10 protein-coding genes are annotated in these 18,400 nt (G+C 40.0%); 5 read left to right on the forward strand and 5 right to left on the reverse strand.

The features are described from left to right. The first annotated feature begins 2 nt into the window (after nt 1-2). From AC07YT_RS15225 to AC07YT_RS15240, 4 genes are read left to right on the forward strand one after another with little or no spacing between them, the layout of a single operon-like run. On the forward strand, nt 3-1,490 hold the full coding sequence (locus AC07YT_RS15225; protein WP_086545867.1) for a contractile injection system tape measure protein: 1,488 nt from the start codon (nt 3-5) through the stop codon (nt 1,488-1,490). Further along, nucleotides 1,457-2,836: an ATP-binding protein gene (locus tag AC07YT_RS15230; protein ID WP_494945391.1), complete on the forward strand. Its 1,380-nt coding sequence runs from the start codon at nt 1,457-1,459 to the stop codon at nt 2,834-2,836. Before AC07YT_RS15225 ends, AC07YT_RS15230 begins: the two co-directional genes overlap by 34 nt. A 2-nt stretch (nt 2,837-2,838) precedes the next feature. After that, nucleotides 2,839-6,552, forward strand: coding sequence for an eCIS core domain-containing protein (locus tag AC07YT_RS15235; RefSeq protein ID WP_086545868.1), 3,714 nt, complete (start codon nt 2,839-2,841; stop codon nt 6,550-6,552). Nucleotides 6,553-6,554: 2 nt separating this feature from the next. Further along, nucleotides 6,555-7,094 (forward strand): hypothetical protein, encoded by a 540-nt coding sequence (locus AC07YT_RS15240; RefSeq protein WP_086545869.1) that lies wholly within the window; start codon nt 6,555-6,557, stop codon nt 7,092-7,094. Between the two features lie 9 nt (nt 7,095-7,103). Here the strand turns inward: AC07YT_RS15240 and AC07YT_RS15245 are convergent, their stop codons facing one another. The 5 genes from AC07YT_RS15245 to AC07YT_RS15265 form a co-directional block, all read right to left on the reverse strand. Further along, on the reverse strand, nt 7,104-8,084 hold the full coding sequence (locus AC07YT_RS15245) for an SH3 domain-containing protein (protein WP_086545870.1): 981 nt from the start codon (nt 8,082-8,084) through the stop codon (nt 7,104-7,106). Between the two features lie 142 nt (nt 8,085-8,226). Beyond that, on the reverse strand, nt 8,227-10,608 hold the full coding sequence (gene pbpC / locus AC07YT_RS15250; RefSeq protein WP_086545871.1) for a penicillin-binding protein 1C: 2,382 nt from the start codon (nt 10,606-10,608) through the stop codon (nt 8,227-8,229). A gap of 139 nt (nt 10,609-10,747) precedes the next feature. Next, on the reverse strand, nt 10,748-11,383 hold the full coding sequence (locus tag AC07YT_RS15255; RefSeq protein ID WP_145954224.1) for a hypothetical protein: 636 nt from the start codon (nt 11,381-11,383) through the stop codon (nt 10,748-10,750). Between the two features lie 61 nt (nt 11,384-11,444). After that, nucleotides 11,445-11,996: a transposase gene (locus AC07YT_RS15260; protein WP_494945392.1), complete on the reverse strand. Its 552-nt coding sequence runs from the start codon at nt 11,994-11,996 to the stop codon at nt 11,445-11,447. Between the two features lie 177 nt (nt 11,997-12,173). Continuing rightward, the gene (locus tag AC07YT_RS15265) at nt 12,174-17,765 is read right to left on the reverse strand and encodes an alpha-2-macroglobulin family protein (protein WP_086545873.1); all 5,592 of its coding nucleotides are present in this window, start codon (nt 17,763-17,765) and stop codon (nt 12,174-12,176) included. Nucleotides 17,766-17,978: 213 nt separating this feature from the next. Between AC07YT_RS15265 and AC07YT_RS15270 the strand changes: the two genes are divergently transcribed. Further along, on the forward strand, nt 17,979-18,400 hold a 422-nt coding region (locus tag AC07YT_RS15270; protein WP_086549291.1), incomplete at its 3' end, for a nuclear transport factor 2 family protein.

Below are 18,400 nucleotides of genomic sequence, written 5' to 3' on the forward strand. Positions count from 1 at the left end.
TGATGAATAAACACCTCATCCAATCGCAAAAAATGTTGCTCACTGTTGCCAGTCAACAGGATTGGGAAAAGGTGCAGGCAGAAATCGGCGATTTTTGTAAAACAAGATTGCCCGATATTTTCAATTCTATCTTTGATGAATTTGCATTCAACCAAACCATTCGCATCGATCAGTTAAATATAGATCTGGGAAATTTATCTTTAGATAAACTGATTCAAAATATTGAAGAACAGATTGTTATTCAGGTGTGTACTTATTTTAGAAACCAGAATTATCATAAAGAAGTTAATATTGATATTCTTGGACCGGAGGTTCAGGCATTTATAAAGCACTTAGCACGTCAAGAGAATCTTTTTGCAAAAGATCAATCTGTTTTACCTGATCGCGCAGCAGAGGCCGATAATTATGAATCCTTAGCCTTTTATTGTCAAACCGGTTTAAAACCCTGGTGGCTGCCTGATGGAACAGCATTTAAGCCTGCCGCGGTTTTAGTCAAACTTTTTAATAACGATCGACAAATTTTCAGCCAGTTTATCCAGCTCATAAAACGTAATACCCTTAGTTATAAAAGATTAATGCAGCTGGTAAACAGGCAGTTGTTTTTTTACCAGCTTCATAATTTTAAAACAGATATTTCAATTTTAAAATATTTAGAACCAAATATTAATGCTCATTTATATCATGTAATACTTGAAGTCTGGTTCGGTGCTTTAGAAGAAGAAAAAAATAGTATTGAAATCGATGATTTTGGCCTGTGGCTTTTTAACCTGGTTCAGGAAAATCCGGCATTAAAAGCTAAATTAATAACAAGTTTAAAATTGGCAGTTACCGCTGCCGTGCTTAAAAATGAGGCTATAACAATAATCGAACGGTTTAATAATTTAATCGCTGCCATTCATAAGCAGCAGGATGTAACAGCAATTAAACCAAAATTTAAAGAAAAGGAAGACTTAGTCAATCCGAAAAAAACTGGTGAAATTAAAAAGGAAGCTTCGGTTTTAATCGAAAATGCAGGTTTGGTTTTGCTTTATCCATATTTTAAAAACCTGTTCAATTTTCTGCAGTTGTTAAATGGCCATGCATTTATTGATGAAAAGGCTATGAATAAAGCCATTGTATACTTGCATTATTTAATTTACAACGAAATGCCCGAAGACGAAACGCTGTTGGTTTTGAATAAAATATTGTGTGGTGCTGATCCTGAAACGGTAATCCATCTACACGAGATCACCTTTACGGAAGAAGAACTCGCAGAAGCCAACGAATTAAAAAGGACAGTAATTCAACATTGGTCGAAACTTGGATCAACAACGGTACAGGGTTTTACCGATACCTTTTTAAAACGTGACGGAAGTTTAATTTTCCGTGCCGGCGATTACCATTTATATGTAGAAAAAAAGGGTTTTGATGTTTTATTAGACACTTTGCCCTGGCCGATATCAATAATACGCTTACCATGGAACAACTATTTAATCAACCTGAACTGGTAAACAATAACCTGCAGGCAAATGCAGATGCACTTTTAGCCGAATTAAACTGGTTTGAAAAAGTGTTGCAGTTGCGTAGCGCCATTAATGCCGGTAATGTGGCTGCTGGTACCCGTATTTTTGATGCCCACCCGCCCGATTTAAGCAATTTCGATAGTAGTTATGCGAGGTTTCTGGCTAAGTATCAGTTTAAATTTGCCGAGCGTTTTTTGCTTTTCCTTTCCATGGTGAGTCAGATAAAACCACAATGCCTGGATATTTTCCTGGTGAACAATCCACAAACCGGGCAGATATTTACGGAATTTGGCGGTAAAAAAGGAAACGTTTTTAGTGGTTTTTTACCCACAGCCGAAACTTTTTTGTTTTTGCTTGCTTCCGATAATTTAATGCTGCGCTTTGATCTGATGAAATTATTTGATGCCCGAAATCCGCTTTTCGCCTTAAATGTACTGGAGTATGAGCCGCTTCCACCTGGTGAACCTATTTCGAGTATCCCATTACACATTAGTAAAAACTGGTTCGAAGAGTTTACCACAGGCGAAAGAAGCAAACCCCGTTTTTCAACTGATTTTCCGGCTCACCTGATCGAAACCAATATGGAATATGGCGATCTGGTTTTGCCCGAGCATACCCGCGAACACCTGGAGCTGTTAAATGCATGGTTACAGCATAGCCCGACCATGATGAACGATCTGGGGCTGAAACATAAGATAAAACCCGGTTTCAGAACGTTATTTTACGGTCAGCCCGGCACAGGGAAATCTTTAGCAGCCGCTGTTTTGGGTAAAAAGCATAATTTACCGGTTTATCGCATCGATTTAAGCAGGATAGTAAGCAAATATATTGGCGAAACCGGTAAAAACCTGGCCAAGGTATTCGATGCTGCCGAAAATCAGGGTTGGATATTGTTTTTTGATGAAGCTGATGCGCTTTTCGGAAAACGTACCAATGTAAGCGATGCAAGGGATAAATATGCAAATCAGGAAACCAGTTACCTGCTCCAACGGATTGAAGACCACAATGGCCTGGTTATTCTCGCCAGTAATTTTAAACAAAATATCGATCAGGCATTTTTGCGCCGTTTTCAATCAGTAATCGAATTTCCGATGCCAGAGGCCAGTCAGCGGGCCCTGCTCTGGGAACAGGGCTTTTCGCCATTTACAAAAATGGAAGCAAAGATAAACCTCGATGAGATTGCCCAGAAATTTGAACTTACCGGTGGTGTAATTATTAACGTGGTGCAGTATGCCACCATGCAGATGCTTAAAGAAGGGGGAAAAGAAATCAGGCAAAAAGATATTATTGAAGGCGTTAAACGCGAATTAAAAAAATCAGGGCGAACATTATAGGCATGAGCAGCATATTGGCATATCGAAATTCTCCATCCAGGTCTGTAACACACAGCAGGCCAGGGAATAGTGCTATCCAAACCAAGCTGAAGGTTGGGGCTGCAAACGATCCGCAGGAGAAAGAAGCCGATCAGGTTGCAGAAAGGGTCATGCGGATGCCATCGAATGCGGGCTTTGCCATGGCTGGTACCGGTGGTTCGTTATCTGCTATGCAGGTACAACGAAAATGCTCGGGTTGTGAGCAGGAACAAAAAGTTTCCCGTAAGGAAAGCAGCATCATGAGGTTGGCTGCCAGGCCTGCTGTACAGCGTAAATGTGCAACCTGTGCAGATAAAGAAAAAGCATCTCGTAAAGAAAAAACTAAGCTCCAACGTAAATGCGCCAGTTGTGCAGAGAAAGAAAAAGTATCGAAAAAGGAGAAGGTAACACCAGAAAATAAACTTCAGCGCAAATGTAGTTGTGAGCACGAAGAAGAAGTATCGCGTAAACCAGAAGAGTTAAAAGATATAGATCAACCCGAGGTATTACAGGCCAAATCAGAATCGGCTTCTGCGGCAGGAGGAATTGCGCCATCGGGTGTGCAATTGGGTATTAACGCAACGAAAGGTGCCGGTACCACCTTACCCGGAGACGTGAGCCGCGATTTAGGCAGTAAAATGGGAGGTGATTTTTCGGGCGTGAGGATTCATGATACTTCTTACTCTGCGAAATTGAACGATAGTTTAAATGCTAGGGCATTTACCGTTGGCAATAATATTTATTTTAACAAAGGTGAGTATAATCCAAATTCGCAAAGCGGAAGGTTTTTACTGGCACATGAGTTAACGCATACGATGCAGCAAGGGGCTTCGCCCGATATACAGCGCTACAGTTGGGATGAATTTACAGGGGATGTTGCCGGCGGTGTTGATGCCGTAGGAGAAGGACTGAGCGATGCAGCTGGTGCTGTTGCCGATACGGCCAGTGCAGCTGCAGGAGCTGTAGCAGATGCCGCCGGAACGGTTTATGACGCAGGCGTAGAAGCAATAGACTGGCTGGCAACCGAAGCCGGACAGGCAGCCCAGGCATTGGCCGATGCTTTAGGTGTTGACGTAAGAATAACCACCAGTGGTTTGGAAATTGATATTCCTGGTGGTTGCCCGTTGGATGGACATAGTCAACAGTTTACGCTCGATGCTATAGAGGAAGATTTAATGATCCCGATTTTTGCCATGCCAATCGCTCCTGATGTATTCATTTCGGGCGAAGTCGGCATTACAGGAAGCATTACACCAGAAGTTCAGGTTCAGATCGGGCCAATTTGTTTCGACCCGACACATATTTTAATCAATCCTTTAACCAGTAACTACAGCATCAGCGGTGGTATCAGCATTACCAGTGCTTTATCATTAGGTGCAGAATTGCGGGGAGGAATAAAAGGTGAGCTTAGTTTAAGTGGAATTATACCAGTTGGGCCAGTGCCTGTACCGGTAAGTATTCCGCTTTTAAGTGCCGAAGGTGGTCCGGCTGTATTTGTTAGAGCTATCGGCATGCAAACCACACACATTGGTGGTTCATTATCATATGGCGGAGGTACCATTACGGCCAGCCCTGATGTAGATCTGGATTTTGGTGTCGCTGCTGATTTATTTGCCGGTGCTTATGCGCAGCTGAGCGTGCTTGGCTTTAACCTATGCCGGATATACTGGCAACCTTACGAATGGCATGGTGATGCTGCGGCCTCACTTGGTTTATCGGGTAGCATTAGCGGTGTTCCTGGCGTTGGAATTACAGGTGTAAGCGTAGCTACACCAACTTTAACCGGTATTCCTTTTGATAATATTGGATTGGCTATAGATCGAAGTGAGGGTTTTACAGATGATTGCCCGTTGATTTCAGGATTATGTGGTATTTTAAGAGCCTTGCATTATTTACCATCGCAAAATGGTGGAAGCTGGGATTGGAGCGCAACAGGTGCTCCTGGAAGTGGTTCATATGGCCCTGGTCCCAGGTTAGGTGGACCTTTAGAAGCTTATCAAAAAAAACCACCACTAGCCAGTGGGTCTGAATGTAGAGGCGCTTGCGGACCTAATTGCGATACATGCCAGCATGAAGCTATACATCATGAAATTGATCCAGCTACTGGGACACTTTGGGAATATACCATGTTCGAAAACTGCCATACCCATGATGGCTGTAGAGAACACGATGCTGGATTTGATTGGGCTGCCGATGTAAAAGGGGAAACAGGTTCTTGGGCAATGATTTTGCCTTGGCACATGGCCGCAAATATAGAGTGTGCCTGTAATAATTTGGCTGGTAATTGCCCGGCATGGGCTTTTGGCTTACCACCTTATGATCCTCGACCTATGTATTTTGCAGAAACCGCCAAAGCTATTGGTTCTGCAACACCAATAACACCGCATGTTCCACCAGGCGGTGGTGGACCAAATAATGAAGTTGGACCAGATTTTTATCATTATAGTATTAACCCACCGTCGGGAGATTTTGCTGCAGGTGGTGAAAGATGGACAGATTATAAGACGGATTGTAGGGCAGAAGCGCAAGCGGCAACAGGTGTTCCTGATGATTTACAATATATTTCTACCCTACCAGATGCCGTGGCAGATACCTATATCGACAGGAGCAATTTTACAGTAAGGCCAAGAATGTCGGTAGTTCACGGCATCATGTATCCTTATTATCACTATCGAAACCATACGGTAATTCCTGCTGGCACATACACAACCGTTGCTTTAACCGTATTTTCTCCAAACTGCGAATCACCATTAGGCTTTAACGATGATACCTGGTACGATAGGACCGAGCCATTTGATGATGTAAACAATGAGCATCATTTAATTTTTATAAGGGGTACCGAAGGGAATCGGGTAGAAATGATGGCCAGTGAGCCAATTACTATCGAGAAATTTTTACAGGATATTATAGATACAACTTCGGATACAGATCCAAAACATATTCAGGCTGTTACCGCACAAAATTTATACCGTACAGGCGTAGCGCCAAATCTGCAAAAATTAAATACCATTAAAGTTGATGACAATACAGGTAGAGCAATAGATCCAAGTAAACAAGCAGATCTGGAAAAATATGCTAGCGATTTTTGGACAAATTCTATCGCTTTAACCACTATTTTGAGGTCGTTAATAGGAAGAGAAAATTTATCAGATGCCAGAGATCGTTATGCCTTAGAAGGTTTGGCCGGCACCTATGGAAGTGTACCAATACCAAAAGGAGATCAAATGACGGGTGATCATCAACCTCAGGCAGCCGCACTCATTTATTCGGCAGCGCAACCTTATTTCCCGCCAATTAATCCTATAAAAGATGTTTTGGACGGTAGCCACGCACCTTCGGCCTATGTAATTAATCTGCACAAATACAGGCACGAAGCAGGTAGGACTTTTGGTCATAAAAGTAATCCGATTTTGAAAGCCTTTACGGCTGCGGTTGATGCCATCAGGCATGATAGAACTAAAACGCCTAAAGAAAAACGGTCGGATAATGTAGATCTATTGAAAAAAGAGCTGGGTGCAGATGTTCAGGCAATGAGGGGAGTGGTTAATCAGGCAGAAACCCACGATAATTGGAAAGATTTGGGAGAGGTGGGCTTTACAGGTACCGATAAAACCGATTTATACAATGAATTAAAAACACGTATTTTACAAGGAGAACAAGCTATGTTAACACAAAATTTAGATCGATACAAAACATAGATATGGAAAATCTCATAATTAAATTCCTGGCTTTTTTGAATAATCAGGAGGGCTTTTTAGTTGATTTAGAGCCTGCTGACAATAGCATATTAACTAAATTAATAGCCAATTATAACGCAAAAGATTTGGAAGTTTTCGCAGAGTCAAATAATGGTTCTGCCTGGGCAATCTGGAAGCATGAAAATGCCTTGCCAGTTGTATTAATAAGTTCTGAAGGCATTCCTTTTGATATTGCAGCCAGGGATTTTGAAACTTTTTTGGCCTTATTATACTATGGTACAGGCTTAATGTACCAATGCTTAACTTTTCTGGATTTTGCAAAACGGATGGGGCAAACAGAAAAGCAGGCCTTAAAACGTTTTGATAAAAACTATCTCGAAAAGGAGTTACAAAGGTTTCATACAGACTATCAGGATTATAATGTGTTGTATAATTTTATTGATGAACAAGGTGTTGGTAAAATGGAAGATCCAATACAAAGTTTTTTAGCTACTTTTAAATTAAGAAAAGCTTTTAGCGAGTGGAAAGAAAATTTTCAGTAGCCAAATAAATTAATTCAAAAATTCCTTCTTTACCCATTTGTTATCGCTACTTATTTTACGCCAGCCATTACTTTCTTCAACGATAAAAACTTCCTGATTTTTTGTGAGTGCAGAAATTTTTGGAAAGTTGGTGCCTGGTCCGCTTCTTACATTTAAGGTCGTGGCTTTAACAGTTGCCCTGGTTACATTTTTGGTGAAACTTCCATTAACCCAATGCTGTTGCGATGCTGATATTTTATACCAGCCGTTTTTCGCTCCATATACACGCAGAATAGCCCCTAATGTGGCTGGCTCAACTCCTGTAACTTTTTTACTTTGGGCATTCGCATCTTCCCTGATGTTTAGGCTATCGGCCGTAACTGCAACATATTTTAGAATATTTTGCGCAGGTTGCGGAATAGTCCCATTTAAAGCTGCAATTACCAATGGCAGGAAATTTTGATTGCAATTTTCAACTTTGTTACCACCAAAAAAATTAGTGCCCGGGCAGGTTTTATTATTACCTGTTCCATTGTTTCTTACGCCGGTGGTTAAATTAAACCAATGGTGGTAAACTACATTGTCGCTGTTAACTGCGATACCGAATTTTTTACATAGCGCTGCCGTTATCCTTATGATTGTATTTTTGTGCTCAGCGGTCATTGCATCTTTTCCCGTGTCGAAATCCCCAAGATTTTCAATGCAAATGGCATTCGTATTAAAGCCCAAAATACAAGCGGGCGTATTTTCAAGGCTTCTACCCGTTAAAATTGTACCATCGGGAAAAGTGGTAAAATGTTGACCGATATCCATCCAGCCATTATGGCTAACATGGTAACTTTTCATTCCTTGCTGTAAATCAAAGTGATTATTGCCCTTAAAATTGATGTAACTAGGGCTCCAGGTATGATGCTCTTGAATGTGTATGATGGTGCGGGCAACTCTTAAATTTGAAATCCACGTTTCAAATTCATTGATATCCATTTTGGTAAAACCGAATTTACTAGTCATAACAACATTGGTTAAGGTAAAACTTAATTGTTAGAAGGATGAAAATTTTGAAATTCTAAATGTTCTACTAAATATACTTAAAGTTTTTATAATCTTTTTAAGATCAATTGGTTATGTTTTGTATTTTTCGGTTAAATTGCCTTTATCTGTTGTTTTTTTTCTCTTTATCCAAAACCGTAAAAGTTTGTACCAGCCTTTCACCGTTTTCATCCACTAAGGTTAAAGTATGTTTACCTGGCGACGGACTAATAGCCAATTGATGAAAATTAGTGGTGGTGCTCACGTATTCATTATCGATATGCCAATATATTTTAGCACCTGGATTTCTGTGCGCTGCATTAATCACAATTTTACCTCTTGTCCCGTCCAGCTCCAAGGGAATATAAACTATGGCGTTATTTTTAGGGTAAATTACTTCCATTACGCTATTACCGCCTGAAAGGTCACAGCCATCTTTAAAAGGAGGGAGGGATTTGTAATCGCTATTTTTTATTTTGTAGTAATATTCCATTGCTGGTGGTAAAATAAACCAGCTTTTGTGTTGCATATGGGTAATACTTTCACATTGATCGGTTACCCGGTAAGTACCGGTATGGTCTAAATGAACCAGTTTATGGAAGGGGCAAACTGCCGTTTTTTCTCCTGATACAGGCACCAATTCTTCTGCAACATTGGTACAGTATTCTCCAGCTTTATAACCACTCTGCTTGCAGATTTTTATCTTTTTTAATTTGGTGGTTGGTGTTTCAAACCATTTTCCGTTGGGCAATAACCTGAAAATATCGAATAAAACTGGAGCAGCGGCTTCAATTCCAACCAGGCCAGGTCTTCCCTCGCCATCGGCATTGCCTACCCAAACACAAACCACATAATTTGGCGTTAAACCAATGGCCCAGGCATCGCGAAAACCAAAACTTGTACCTGTTTTCCATGCTACTCTTTGCGATGAAGAAAATTGTTCCCATAAGCCTTCATCACCTGGACGCATTACCTCTTCCATTGCATTAAAAGTTGCCCAAATGGAGCCGTGGTCTAAAAAGGATGTACGTTGATAATCTTTTTCATCTTTACCGTCGTTATTGAAATAGCTTGCAGGTTTATAATCTTCAGGATTATACAAGCCTTTATAGGTGTTAAAATGATTCAGGGTGCGTACCATTCCCATATAGGTATTGGCCAGGTCCCACATCGTCACTTCGCTACCGCCTAAAATTAACGACAAACCATAATGATCTGCCGGCTGGTTCAGCGTTCCTATGCCCAGTTTTTTGAGTTTATCATAAAAACGTTCATACTTGTATTGTTGCAGCATTTTTACCGCAGGGATGTTTAGCGAACGGCTCAACGCTTTATCGGCGGCAATGGCACCATCATAACCCAGATCGTAATTTTGTGGCGAATAACCCGCTATTTGAGTCGGGATATCAGGAATTAAGGTGTGCGGCATTATGAAGCCGTCATTCAGCATACTGGCGTAAAGCAAGGGTTTTAAGGTACTGCCAGGACTGCGTGGTGCCTTAATCATGTCAACATGACTTTGTAGGTCGGCATTTTCCGGTTGATAGATATTGCCTACGTAACTTACCACCCGGCCAGTTCTGGCATCGAATACCAGGGCCGAAATATTGTTAATGTCGTTTGCCCGGTAACGGTTATTGTATCGTTTTAATATGGCATTGACTTTAAGTTGTATATTTTCATCTAAGGTAGATGTGATTCTGGTGGAAGGGATTTTAAGACTTGCCTGTTCTACCTTAAAGCGGTTTAATAAATGCGGCGCATTTTGTGGCAAGGGCATAGGCTTGCCCGGAACAGGTTCCAGCTTAGCTAAGTTCGCCGTTGCCTGATCGATGTATTTTAGTTTTGCCAGCTTATCTAATAAATCGTTTCTCTTTTTAATTAATCTTGTCGAGTTTTTACCAGGATGAACCAATGAAGGACTATTTGGGAGTACGGCTAATGTTGCCATTTCGCCCCATGAAAGGGTTTTGGCATTGCGACCATAATAGCGCCAGCTCGCTGCTTCTAAACCGACAACATTACTTCCAAATGGGGCATTAGCGGCATACAAACCAATAATTTCTTCTTTCGAATACCTTATTTCTAAGCGTAGGGCTAAAATCACTTCCAAAAATTTTTGCCAAAGCGTTCGGTCTTGTTTTCGCGATAAACGGACTACCTGCATGGTTAATGTGCTGCCGCCACTGACCACAGCCTTTGCCTTCCAATTTTGCCGCATCGCCCTGCTCATGGCCAAAAAATCGATGCCGAAGTGGCTATAAAACCGCTTATCCTCGAAAGCAATAATGCAATCCTTAAATTTTACCGGAACACTGTCTGCAACAGGGAAGCGCCATTGTCCATCGCTGGCAATGGCTGCACTTAATAAATTGCCATTGCTGGCTTCAATTACAAAGGAAGTAGGCGTTTTGAATAATTTTGAGGGCAGCGAAAAGAGAAATGCCAGAAGCAGGGCAAAGCAAAAAAGATCGGAAATGAGGAAAGCTTTTGGGATTTTGTTCATTTAATTTTTAACGCTGGTTTTATCGCCTCGTTAAGACGTTTATTATCTTTTTATTTTCGAAAGTCGTAGCGTGACGCTACACTAGATACAGTCTTAAAATATTTGATCTCGATTTGGTAAGCTTAGGCGCTTGAAAAATTTATTTATCAAGTGCCTTAATTAATATGGCTTCAAAAACAGGCTGAAAGTGGATTAAAACTTTATCGTTTATAAGTTTGTAATTTTCTTTATCAAAAACCACATCATCGAATTTTTGATTTTTGTAACCAGGCTCCAGGAGTACTTTAAAATCATTGCTTCCTTTTAAATACCTGATGATCGAAAAATTATAGAACAACATCGGTCGTTTATCATACATGCTCAATGTTGCAATGCCAAAATCGTGATCGAAACCAAAAAACATTTGCATAGGATCTGTTAAGGTGTAGGCATTTTTTGTTCTGATAATGATAATCTGATCCAGGTTATTTTTAATACAGAAATCTTCAGCATAGGCAACCATTTTTTTGTATTTATATCGCTGAGAAAAATACTCAAGTTCTTTAAAATCAAAATTTTCTAATTCCTTATTTTCAATATTTTTTTTATTTAGATAAGTAGTCAAATAAGTTAACAGATTAAAATTTAGGTCATTTTCGGCAAGTACTTTTGGCTTAAATGCCCCTTTAAGGTAAACATATCCCATCTGGTAGTTACTGTCGGATACAATTGCGGTTTTTTGTGCGATTGAACACAAGGGAATAAAAAAAACAAGAATTGTAAATATAATTTTCATTTGGGCTGATTTCTGTTTTGCTATTGCAATGGTTTGTGTCTCCACGAACCACTTTATGTGTTTATAAAAATTCTAATCTTAAATCCCTTAAAAACGAATAATTAGTTTTGTTCTTTTCGTAAAAGGAAGCTGATGAGTATAAATAATCTTCTGGTTCTGTTGCTAATTGCCAATGCTCCGTACAAGGGTTATTATGCAAATAATCCAGTTTTTGATATGCAACTTCTGGAGTATATAAATGTATTGCTAAAGGATCTCTTTGCCAAAATTCATAATTTTTATTAATGGAATTTGTATGATAATTATTGAGCTCATTTGGACTTAATAGTTTTTTGAACTCATGCGCTGAGTATTTTAAAAAAGAGCCTTGTGCTGTTTCTTTCCCATTTAATTCATTGATTCTCCATATGGTGTGAATATGATTAGGCATAATTACAAATGCGAAAACATCAATCTTATTTAATCTACTCAGGTATTCAAATGAATTCAATATGATGTCCTTAAATTCATTTCTATACAATAATTTTTGCCATTTATTTATAGTTGCTGTCCAAAAGTAAATTTGTCCGATTTCAATGTAATTCTTTCTTCTGGCTTCAAATAATTTATCCATTGTCATTAAATTTCGGTTTACGGAGATACAATGTGGACTGGCTGTGTTTTTTCAAGTTTCGGTTCGCGGAGACACGAACCGAGGCTTTAGAAATATATTAAAACTTTATGCCAGAAATAAAAACTTTATGCCATGGTTCGTGTCTCCACGAACCATTAGCAATTTATATTAATCTTCTTACTTCACCACTTGCACCCATTTACCCGCTTCTGTGGCCGAGATATCATTATTGTACATCGCTTCGCATTGAACGGCTGATAAATAGTATTTCCCTAAATAAGAAGCATTAAGCAGTACTTTATACACCAGGCTTTCACCTTCTCTTACATTAAAATAGGTGAAAACACGGTCATCTCTGATATCCTGATAAGTAAACGGCGAAGAAGCTAAAATACTTTGGTTATCGTTAACGCGGGTATTGATGATTTCCCAGCCTGAAGGGAAAATCTGCGTCAGCGCCATTTGTTCGTAATAACCCATTCTGCCAGGATTTTTTACGGTTACTTCTGCATAGAAATCAGTTCCTTGTTTTAAAGTTGTAGGATCCAGGACCTTGCCATTTAAACGTTTGTAAGTGACGTTCATATCCAATACCTCCGGACGGTTTGGCAAGAAATTATTCTGACCGGCAATTGGTTGTCCTTCTAAAACCAAACGAACAAACAATACATTATTGCCGTTATTGGAAACCGAAGCCATGTTGCCTTTAAAGTTTATTGGTGTACTGTTGAGGTATTGGTTTGAGTTTACAGGTACCGATTTTCCATCCAGTACATACTGATATTGCAGTTTATTTGCCGATTGGTTTGAACCACAGAATTTGGCAATGGCCAATAAACTATAAGCGGTTGTTTGTGTGCTGTACCAGGTATTTTCGCCCAGTTTAGCCGCTAAAGGTTGTAATAAACTGGCAGCTTTTGCTTTCTGACCGAGTAGGGTTAGGGTTTCTAAAATCATGGCCTGATCACGGACATCGGAGCCATAAGTTCCGCCCAATTGTTTATAAGCCTGGATGGAGGTATCTAAACCTCTGATCATATTTTGGGCAACATCATTTTGTCCGGCCAGTTTATAGGCCGCTGCCAATCGCCATTTTGCAGCGATTGATAAGTATTCAAAAGCTTTTAAACGGTTCATGGCTGCCATTTCTGGTTTTTTAGCTAAGGCAAGCATGTACAAACGATAAGCCTGAGACAAATCTCCGCCATAAAAATTATTACTGTTTGGTGCCCAGTTTGCTGCTTTTGATTTTTGAAAGCGTAACAGTTCATCCAAAAGACCAACAGGCAGGGTATAACCCGCATTTTGTGCTTCAACTAAGAAATGACCGGCATAATTGCTTCCCCATTCGTCAGAAGTACCTTCGCCAGGCCAGTAAGATAAACCGCCATCTGTAGTCTGGAAACCTTTGATTCGGTTTATTCCGGCTTTAATATTTTTCTCTGTTGTTGCTTTTTGCTGTTCGTTTAATGGACTCAACCTATCTAAAAATAGTTGAGGGAATATACCCGAAGTAGTCTGCTCAATGCAGCCATGTGGATATTGAATGAGGTAACCTAATCTTTTACCAAGGTTGATTGCAGGTATCGAAGAGACTTCTAGTGAGCCTGAATTTGTTCCCGTCATGCCGATTGGTAAATAATTTACTGCCCATTTGGTATGAGGCTGAACAGTTGCCGACACCACATTGGTTACGTAAGGATTTGGATTTCTGATATCCATTTCCACATCGTAAACCGTTTTTTCAGCTCCGCTTTGTGCAACCACTTTTACTTTGGCGATACCCACTGTGTTTGGCGCTTTAACTTCAAAATAGGTCATCTGTTCGCCTGTTTGTTTGTAGTAAAGCTGTTGTTTGTTGCTGCCCTGAACAATTAAATTACTCGCCTGGAGTTGTACGGACACATTTTTAAGGTTGTTCTCTGTGGCAAAAACGGTTACTGGTAAGGTGAAACTTTCTCCCGGACCAATAACCCTTGGTAAGGTAGCTAAAACCATTAATGGCTTTTTAACCTGAACCGATTTTTCGGTAAAACCATAGGCCGCATCTTGTCCGGCAACGACCATAGCCCTTACTGCTCCAATGTACTGTGGTAAGTTAAATTTGTGTGTTTTACTTTCGCCTTTACCAATAGTAAATGGCCCCATAAATTTAACCACTGCTTTAAAACGGTTGGCTTTTGCAGGATTTAAGTTCTTGTTGATGCTGCCATCACCACCAATACTTAAAATACGTTCCAGATTTCCTCCCCATGCACCTAATACATAGTCGAATAAATCCCAGGTTTTAACGCCTAAACCTTCGCGGGCATAAAATGCACTGTGTGGATCTGGTGTTTTAAAACGGGTTAAGTCCAGCAAACCTTCGTCAACCAAAGCAATGGTATAGGTCATCGCTTTACCATTCTGCTCGCCGACAGTGATGCTGTTTTCAGTTTCCGGTTTGATTTTATCGGCCATTTTAATGGTCGGTTTTAGAATAGTTTGCGGATCTTCTACAGAAAGCGGAATAGCACCATACATCCTGATCGGTAAATCGTTTACCGTTTGGGCATGAGGTTGTAGTAAAGTGATATTGGCAAAAACGTTAGGTGCCATTTCTTTCTCTGCCTTAAATTTAAATTGCGTTTGTCCGGCTTTGGTATCTACCCAGAAGGTTTTTAATACACGGCTTCCATTTTCAATAGAAATTAATGCCCTTCCATTTTTACCCGTTGGGATAGTTAATGTAATATCTTCTCCAACGGTGAATTTTTCTTTGTTGGCTGTGAACGATAACATAGAGGCTTCTGTTGGATTGCTGCCTTGCTCACGCTGTGCCCAGCCCGGCCAATCTACATAAACAGATTTCCCGGTAACATGTCCGCCATTAACGTCGCGTACCAAAATCAAATAACGGCCCCATTCCGGTTCATCTACGCGTAAATTCCAGCTTCCTTTTCCATTAAATAAATTTAACTGATGCGTTTCTACTAATTTGTTAAACTGGTTTTGGGTAAAGTTTGCGTAAGTGTACTGGTCATCTTGTTCCCACCACCAGCGCCATTGTGTTTTATATAATTCTACTTGGACTGTTTTAGTACCGCTTAACAGTTTTCCGTCGGTATTTACGTTTACGATTTCTATTTTATGGTCTTTGCCCGTAACCAGCATACCGCTTAAACGATCACCTTTCTCCGGACGGATGCCTAAATAACTGCTGTATACATGATAAGGGATGCTGAAATTATCGATGCTGAAATTGCCGCCTGGTTCGAAAACTTTCGTGGTGAAATTCGCCCTCAACACGCCTGGTGCCGTATTGTTTTCGTTTAAATTGGTGTTAATCTGCGCTGTTCCAGCTGCATTTAACGTGCCTTCGAAAATGGTTTTAACCTGCGATTCGAAGTTAACCGTAGGATTATCGAAACTAAACCCCTCAAAGCCCTTAAATTTGGTTTCAGTAGTATTTAAGTTTACATCAACCTTGGCTTTTAAATTCTGTGCAACGGCACCAAACAGCCATTTGGCCGATAGGGTAGCGGCTGATGTTCCTGCGCTTAAATATGTTCTATTGCCTACATTGAAATCAATTTTCAAACGGTTTGGCATAACGGTTTCAATTTTTAAGGTTTTGGTAAATGTAGCACCACCGGCTTTAACTTTCGCCATCCAGTTACCAGTAGGTGCTGTACTTTCAGTAGCGGTTTTGAAGGTATAAAATCCATTTAAGGGTTTGCCATTAATCAATCTTTTGTAAAGCTGACCTTTAGGGTTATAGAACTCCATGGTTACCGGATAATTCGCAGGAAGTTTTTTGAGTTTGTCTTCCAGAACGAAAGAAACAAATAAACTGTCGCCTGGTCGCCAAACGCCGCGTTCGCCATAAATAAAACCTTTTAAGCCACTTTGGACTACGTCACCGCCCACATCGAACCTGCTTAAAGGAAGTGAGCTCCCGTCGTCTAATTTAAGGTAACCGCGCTCTGAGCCATTTTTAGCAATCAATAAAAAAGGTTGGCGTTTCAGGTCAAAACTTGCAAAACCGTCGCCATCTGTTTTAGTGGTGAAAATGATCTGTTTCTGGTAATCCATTAATTCCAGGTTTACACCACTTAATGGTTTTGCTGTCAATAAATCTGTAGCAACAATGAGCATACTGTTATCGTTACCGCGTTTGGCTACCAAACCAATATTCGAAGCAATTAAGTTTCTGCTTGCCCAGCGCTGGTTGGTATAAAATGATGGTGTACATGGATTGTCTTTATCATTCCACCTGTAATTTGAAGGGTAATAATTGTTGTATCGCTGCCAAAAATCATCATCTTCATCAATTTTTTCGCCGTAACCTTCGTCATCTCCGTATTCACTTTCTTCTTCACCATCACCAACTTTTTCTTCTCCTGTTTTACAATTGTAGGCATTGTATTCCTGTCTGAAAGCAATGGTAACACGGTACATCGCACCTGGCTCGGTACGGATCATCTTGTCAAGATCGAGAGTAAAACGGTTCTTTTTATGGAGGTTAAGGGCTTTATCTTCATCTAATCGTATCGTTTTTTGCAAAATAGGTTTTGCCACCCTTCTCAATTCGTTACCATCTTTATAACTATTGGTTTGAAAAAACTGCGGGATGTTATTTTCGTAAATTTTGATGACGGTAACATCAACAGCCTTTAAATTAATCGCTTCGAAAGGTAGAACCAGCTTTCCGGAGTTGGGTAAAATCGTACCCGCACCAGCAATGGTAACTGCCGGTAATTTATCTTCGAAAACAAGATTGGCCATTTTGCCATTAGCCAGTTTCTTCGCATTGATATTCTCGATCCCCGCATTTACATTCAGGCCATAATTTCCTTTAAGTTCTTCTGCGGCATAAACTTTAACCTGACTGGCATCAATGGTATATCTTAAGTCACTCAGATTGCCGAGTGTGATCATGCCTGTTAAATCCTGTCCAACACCAACTGGTTCTGAAAACTGTACCAATGCATAATCTTCTTCGCCCTGAATGGCCTTCATGTCCAATATTTCGAATTTATTTATGGCCGGAACGCGGATGTCTACTTCTCCCTTTTGTTCAGCATCAATGGCGTCGCCATCCCAATCTATCTTTAAAGTTTGGTCGCTGCCAGTCTTTTTGATGCTGTCGATGGTAAATTTTGAGGTGTTTTTCGCCAGATCGTGCTGCCATTTAATTTTTAATTTTTGGTCAAAATCCAGTGAAACCGTTTTCTCTATCTTGCTCGTTTCTTCCACATCAGCAGTAGCCACTTCCCCGGTTAATTTCATGTAATCGAGCGCCGTATTGTTCTGCGAAACCAATCCGTTTTGAGAGAGCATCATGCCCGGGGTAATTACTTTAAACTCAAAGTCGAAATCTTCCAACCCTTTTTCTGTAGCAGAAACTTCCGAAAGTTTGAATGTAGCTTCGTAGTTTTTACCCGGTTTAAGATTGTCATCAGGTCTAAATTCGACAGTCTGTGGATCTATCCAATAGGTTTTGCCCGAGATAGAAGGGGAGAAGTCGAAAAGCTCCCGTGTATCTGCTTTACCCAGGTCCTGCATGCCCGTTGCCGCATTGGCCAGGTGAACCCTGATAAAACTCTTTTTAGAAATGGTTCCAGAGGTATAGGCTTCGACATATTTTGCATAAGCCTGATTTTCTTCATGGTTTTTTTTCTTTCTATTAAAATAGATAAATACAATTGCCGCTATGGAAACAGCAAGTAATCCGATGAAGATAAATTTCTTTTTGGAGGATGACTGGTAGGTGGATGGTTGTTCCATGTTTGAAATTCGTTAAGATAAATGGGAATATAATGTTCCGGTAAAAGCAATTGATGTGCCGCAATTGTCCTTTGTAACTAACAATATTATATTCCATCCGAAAATTAACTAAAATTCACGTTAAAATAAATTATGTTGAAAATTAACGTTTATGGTTTGTTCCTTTGCATGGTTTTGGATAAGTTTACAGCATCAACCTCAATACAACCAGATATGATAAAGAAACTCTTGATTTTTTCGGGCTTATTAATTTCCACCAGCTTTTGTTTTGCTCAAAAAACAGCAGTAGAAGATGCTGTAACCAAATTAACAAAATTAATGGTTAGCCCTGATAGTTCGGCGCTTGATAAAATAATTTTGAATAACCTAAGTTACGGCCATTCGAGTGGAAAGATTCAAACCAAACAAGAGTTTATGCACTCATTGCTTTCCGGCGAATCTGATTTTGTGGATATTAATTTAACCGATCAGACGGTTGTTGTTCAAAATAAAACAGCTTTGGTACGTCATACGCTAAATGCCAAAACAAATGATAAAAATGTTCCCGGAAATGTGAAATTGTATATTCTTTTAATCTGGAGCAAAGAAAAATCAGAATGGAAATTAATTGGTAGACAAGCAGTTAAGGTATTATA

The organism is Pedobacter sp. GW460-11-11-14-TSB4, assembly GCF_059423705.1.

Coding starts and splice junctions, on each gene's coding strand:
- AC07YT_RS15245 (WP_086545870.1), bottom strand. CDS start 8,084: ATGACTAGTAAATTCGGTTTTACCAAAATGGATATCAATGAATTTGAA.
- AC07YT_RS15235 (WP_086545868.1), top strand. CDS start 2,839: ATGAGCAGCATATTGGCATATCGAAATTCTCCATCCAGGTCTGTAACA.
- pbpC (WP_086545871.1), bottom strand. CDS start 10,608: ATGAACAAAATCCCAAAAGCTTTCCTCATTTCCGATCTTTTTTGCTTT.
- AC07YT_RS15225 (WP_086545867.1), top strand. CDS start 3: ATGAATAAACACCTCATCCAATCGCAAAAAATGTTGCTCACTGTTGCC.
- AC07YT_RS15265 (WP_086545873.1), bottom strand. CDS start 17,765: ATGGAACAACCATCCACCTACCAGTCATCCTCCAAAAAGAAATTTATC.
- AC07YT_RS15255 (WP_145954224.1), bottom strand. CDS start 11,383: ATGAAAATTATATTTACAATTCTTGTTTTTTTTATTCCCTTGTGTTCA.
- AC07YT_RS15240 (WP_086545869.1), top strand. CDS start 6,555: ATGGAAAATCTCATAATTAAATTCCTGGCTTTTTTGAATAATCAGGAG.
- AC07YT_RS15230 (WP_494945391.1), top strand. CDS start 1,457: ATGGAACAACTATTTAATCAACCTGAACTGGTAAACAATAACCTGCAG.
- AC07YT_RS15260 (WP_494945392.1), bottom strand. CDS start 11,996: ATGGATAAATTATTTGAAGCCAGAAGAAAGAATTACATTGAAATCGGA.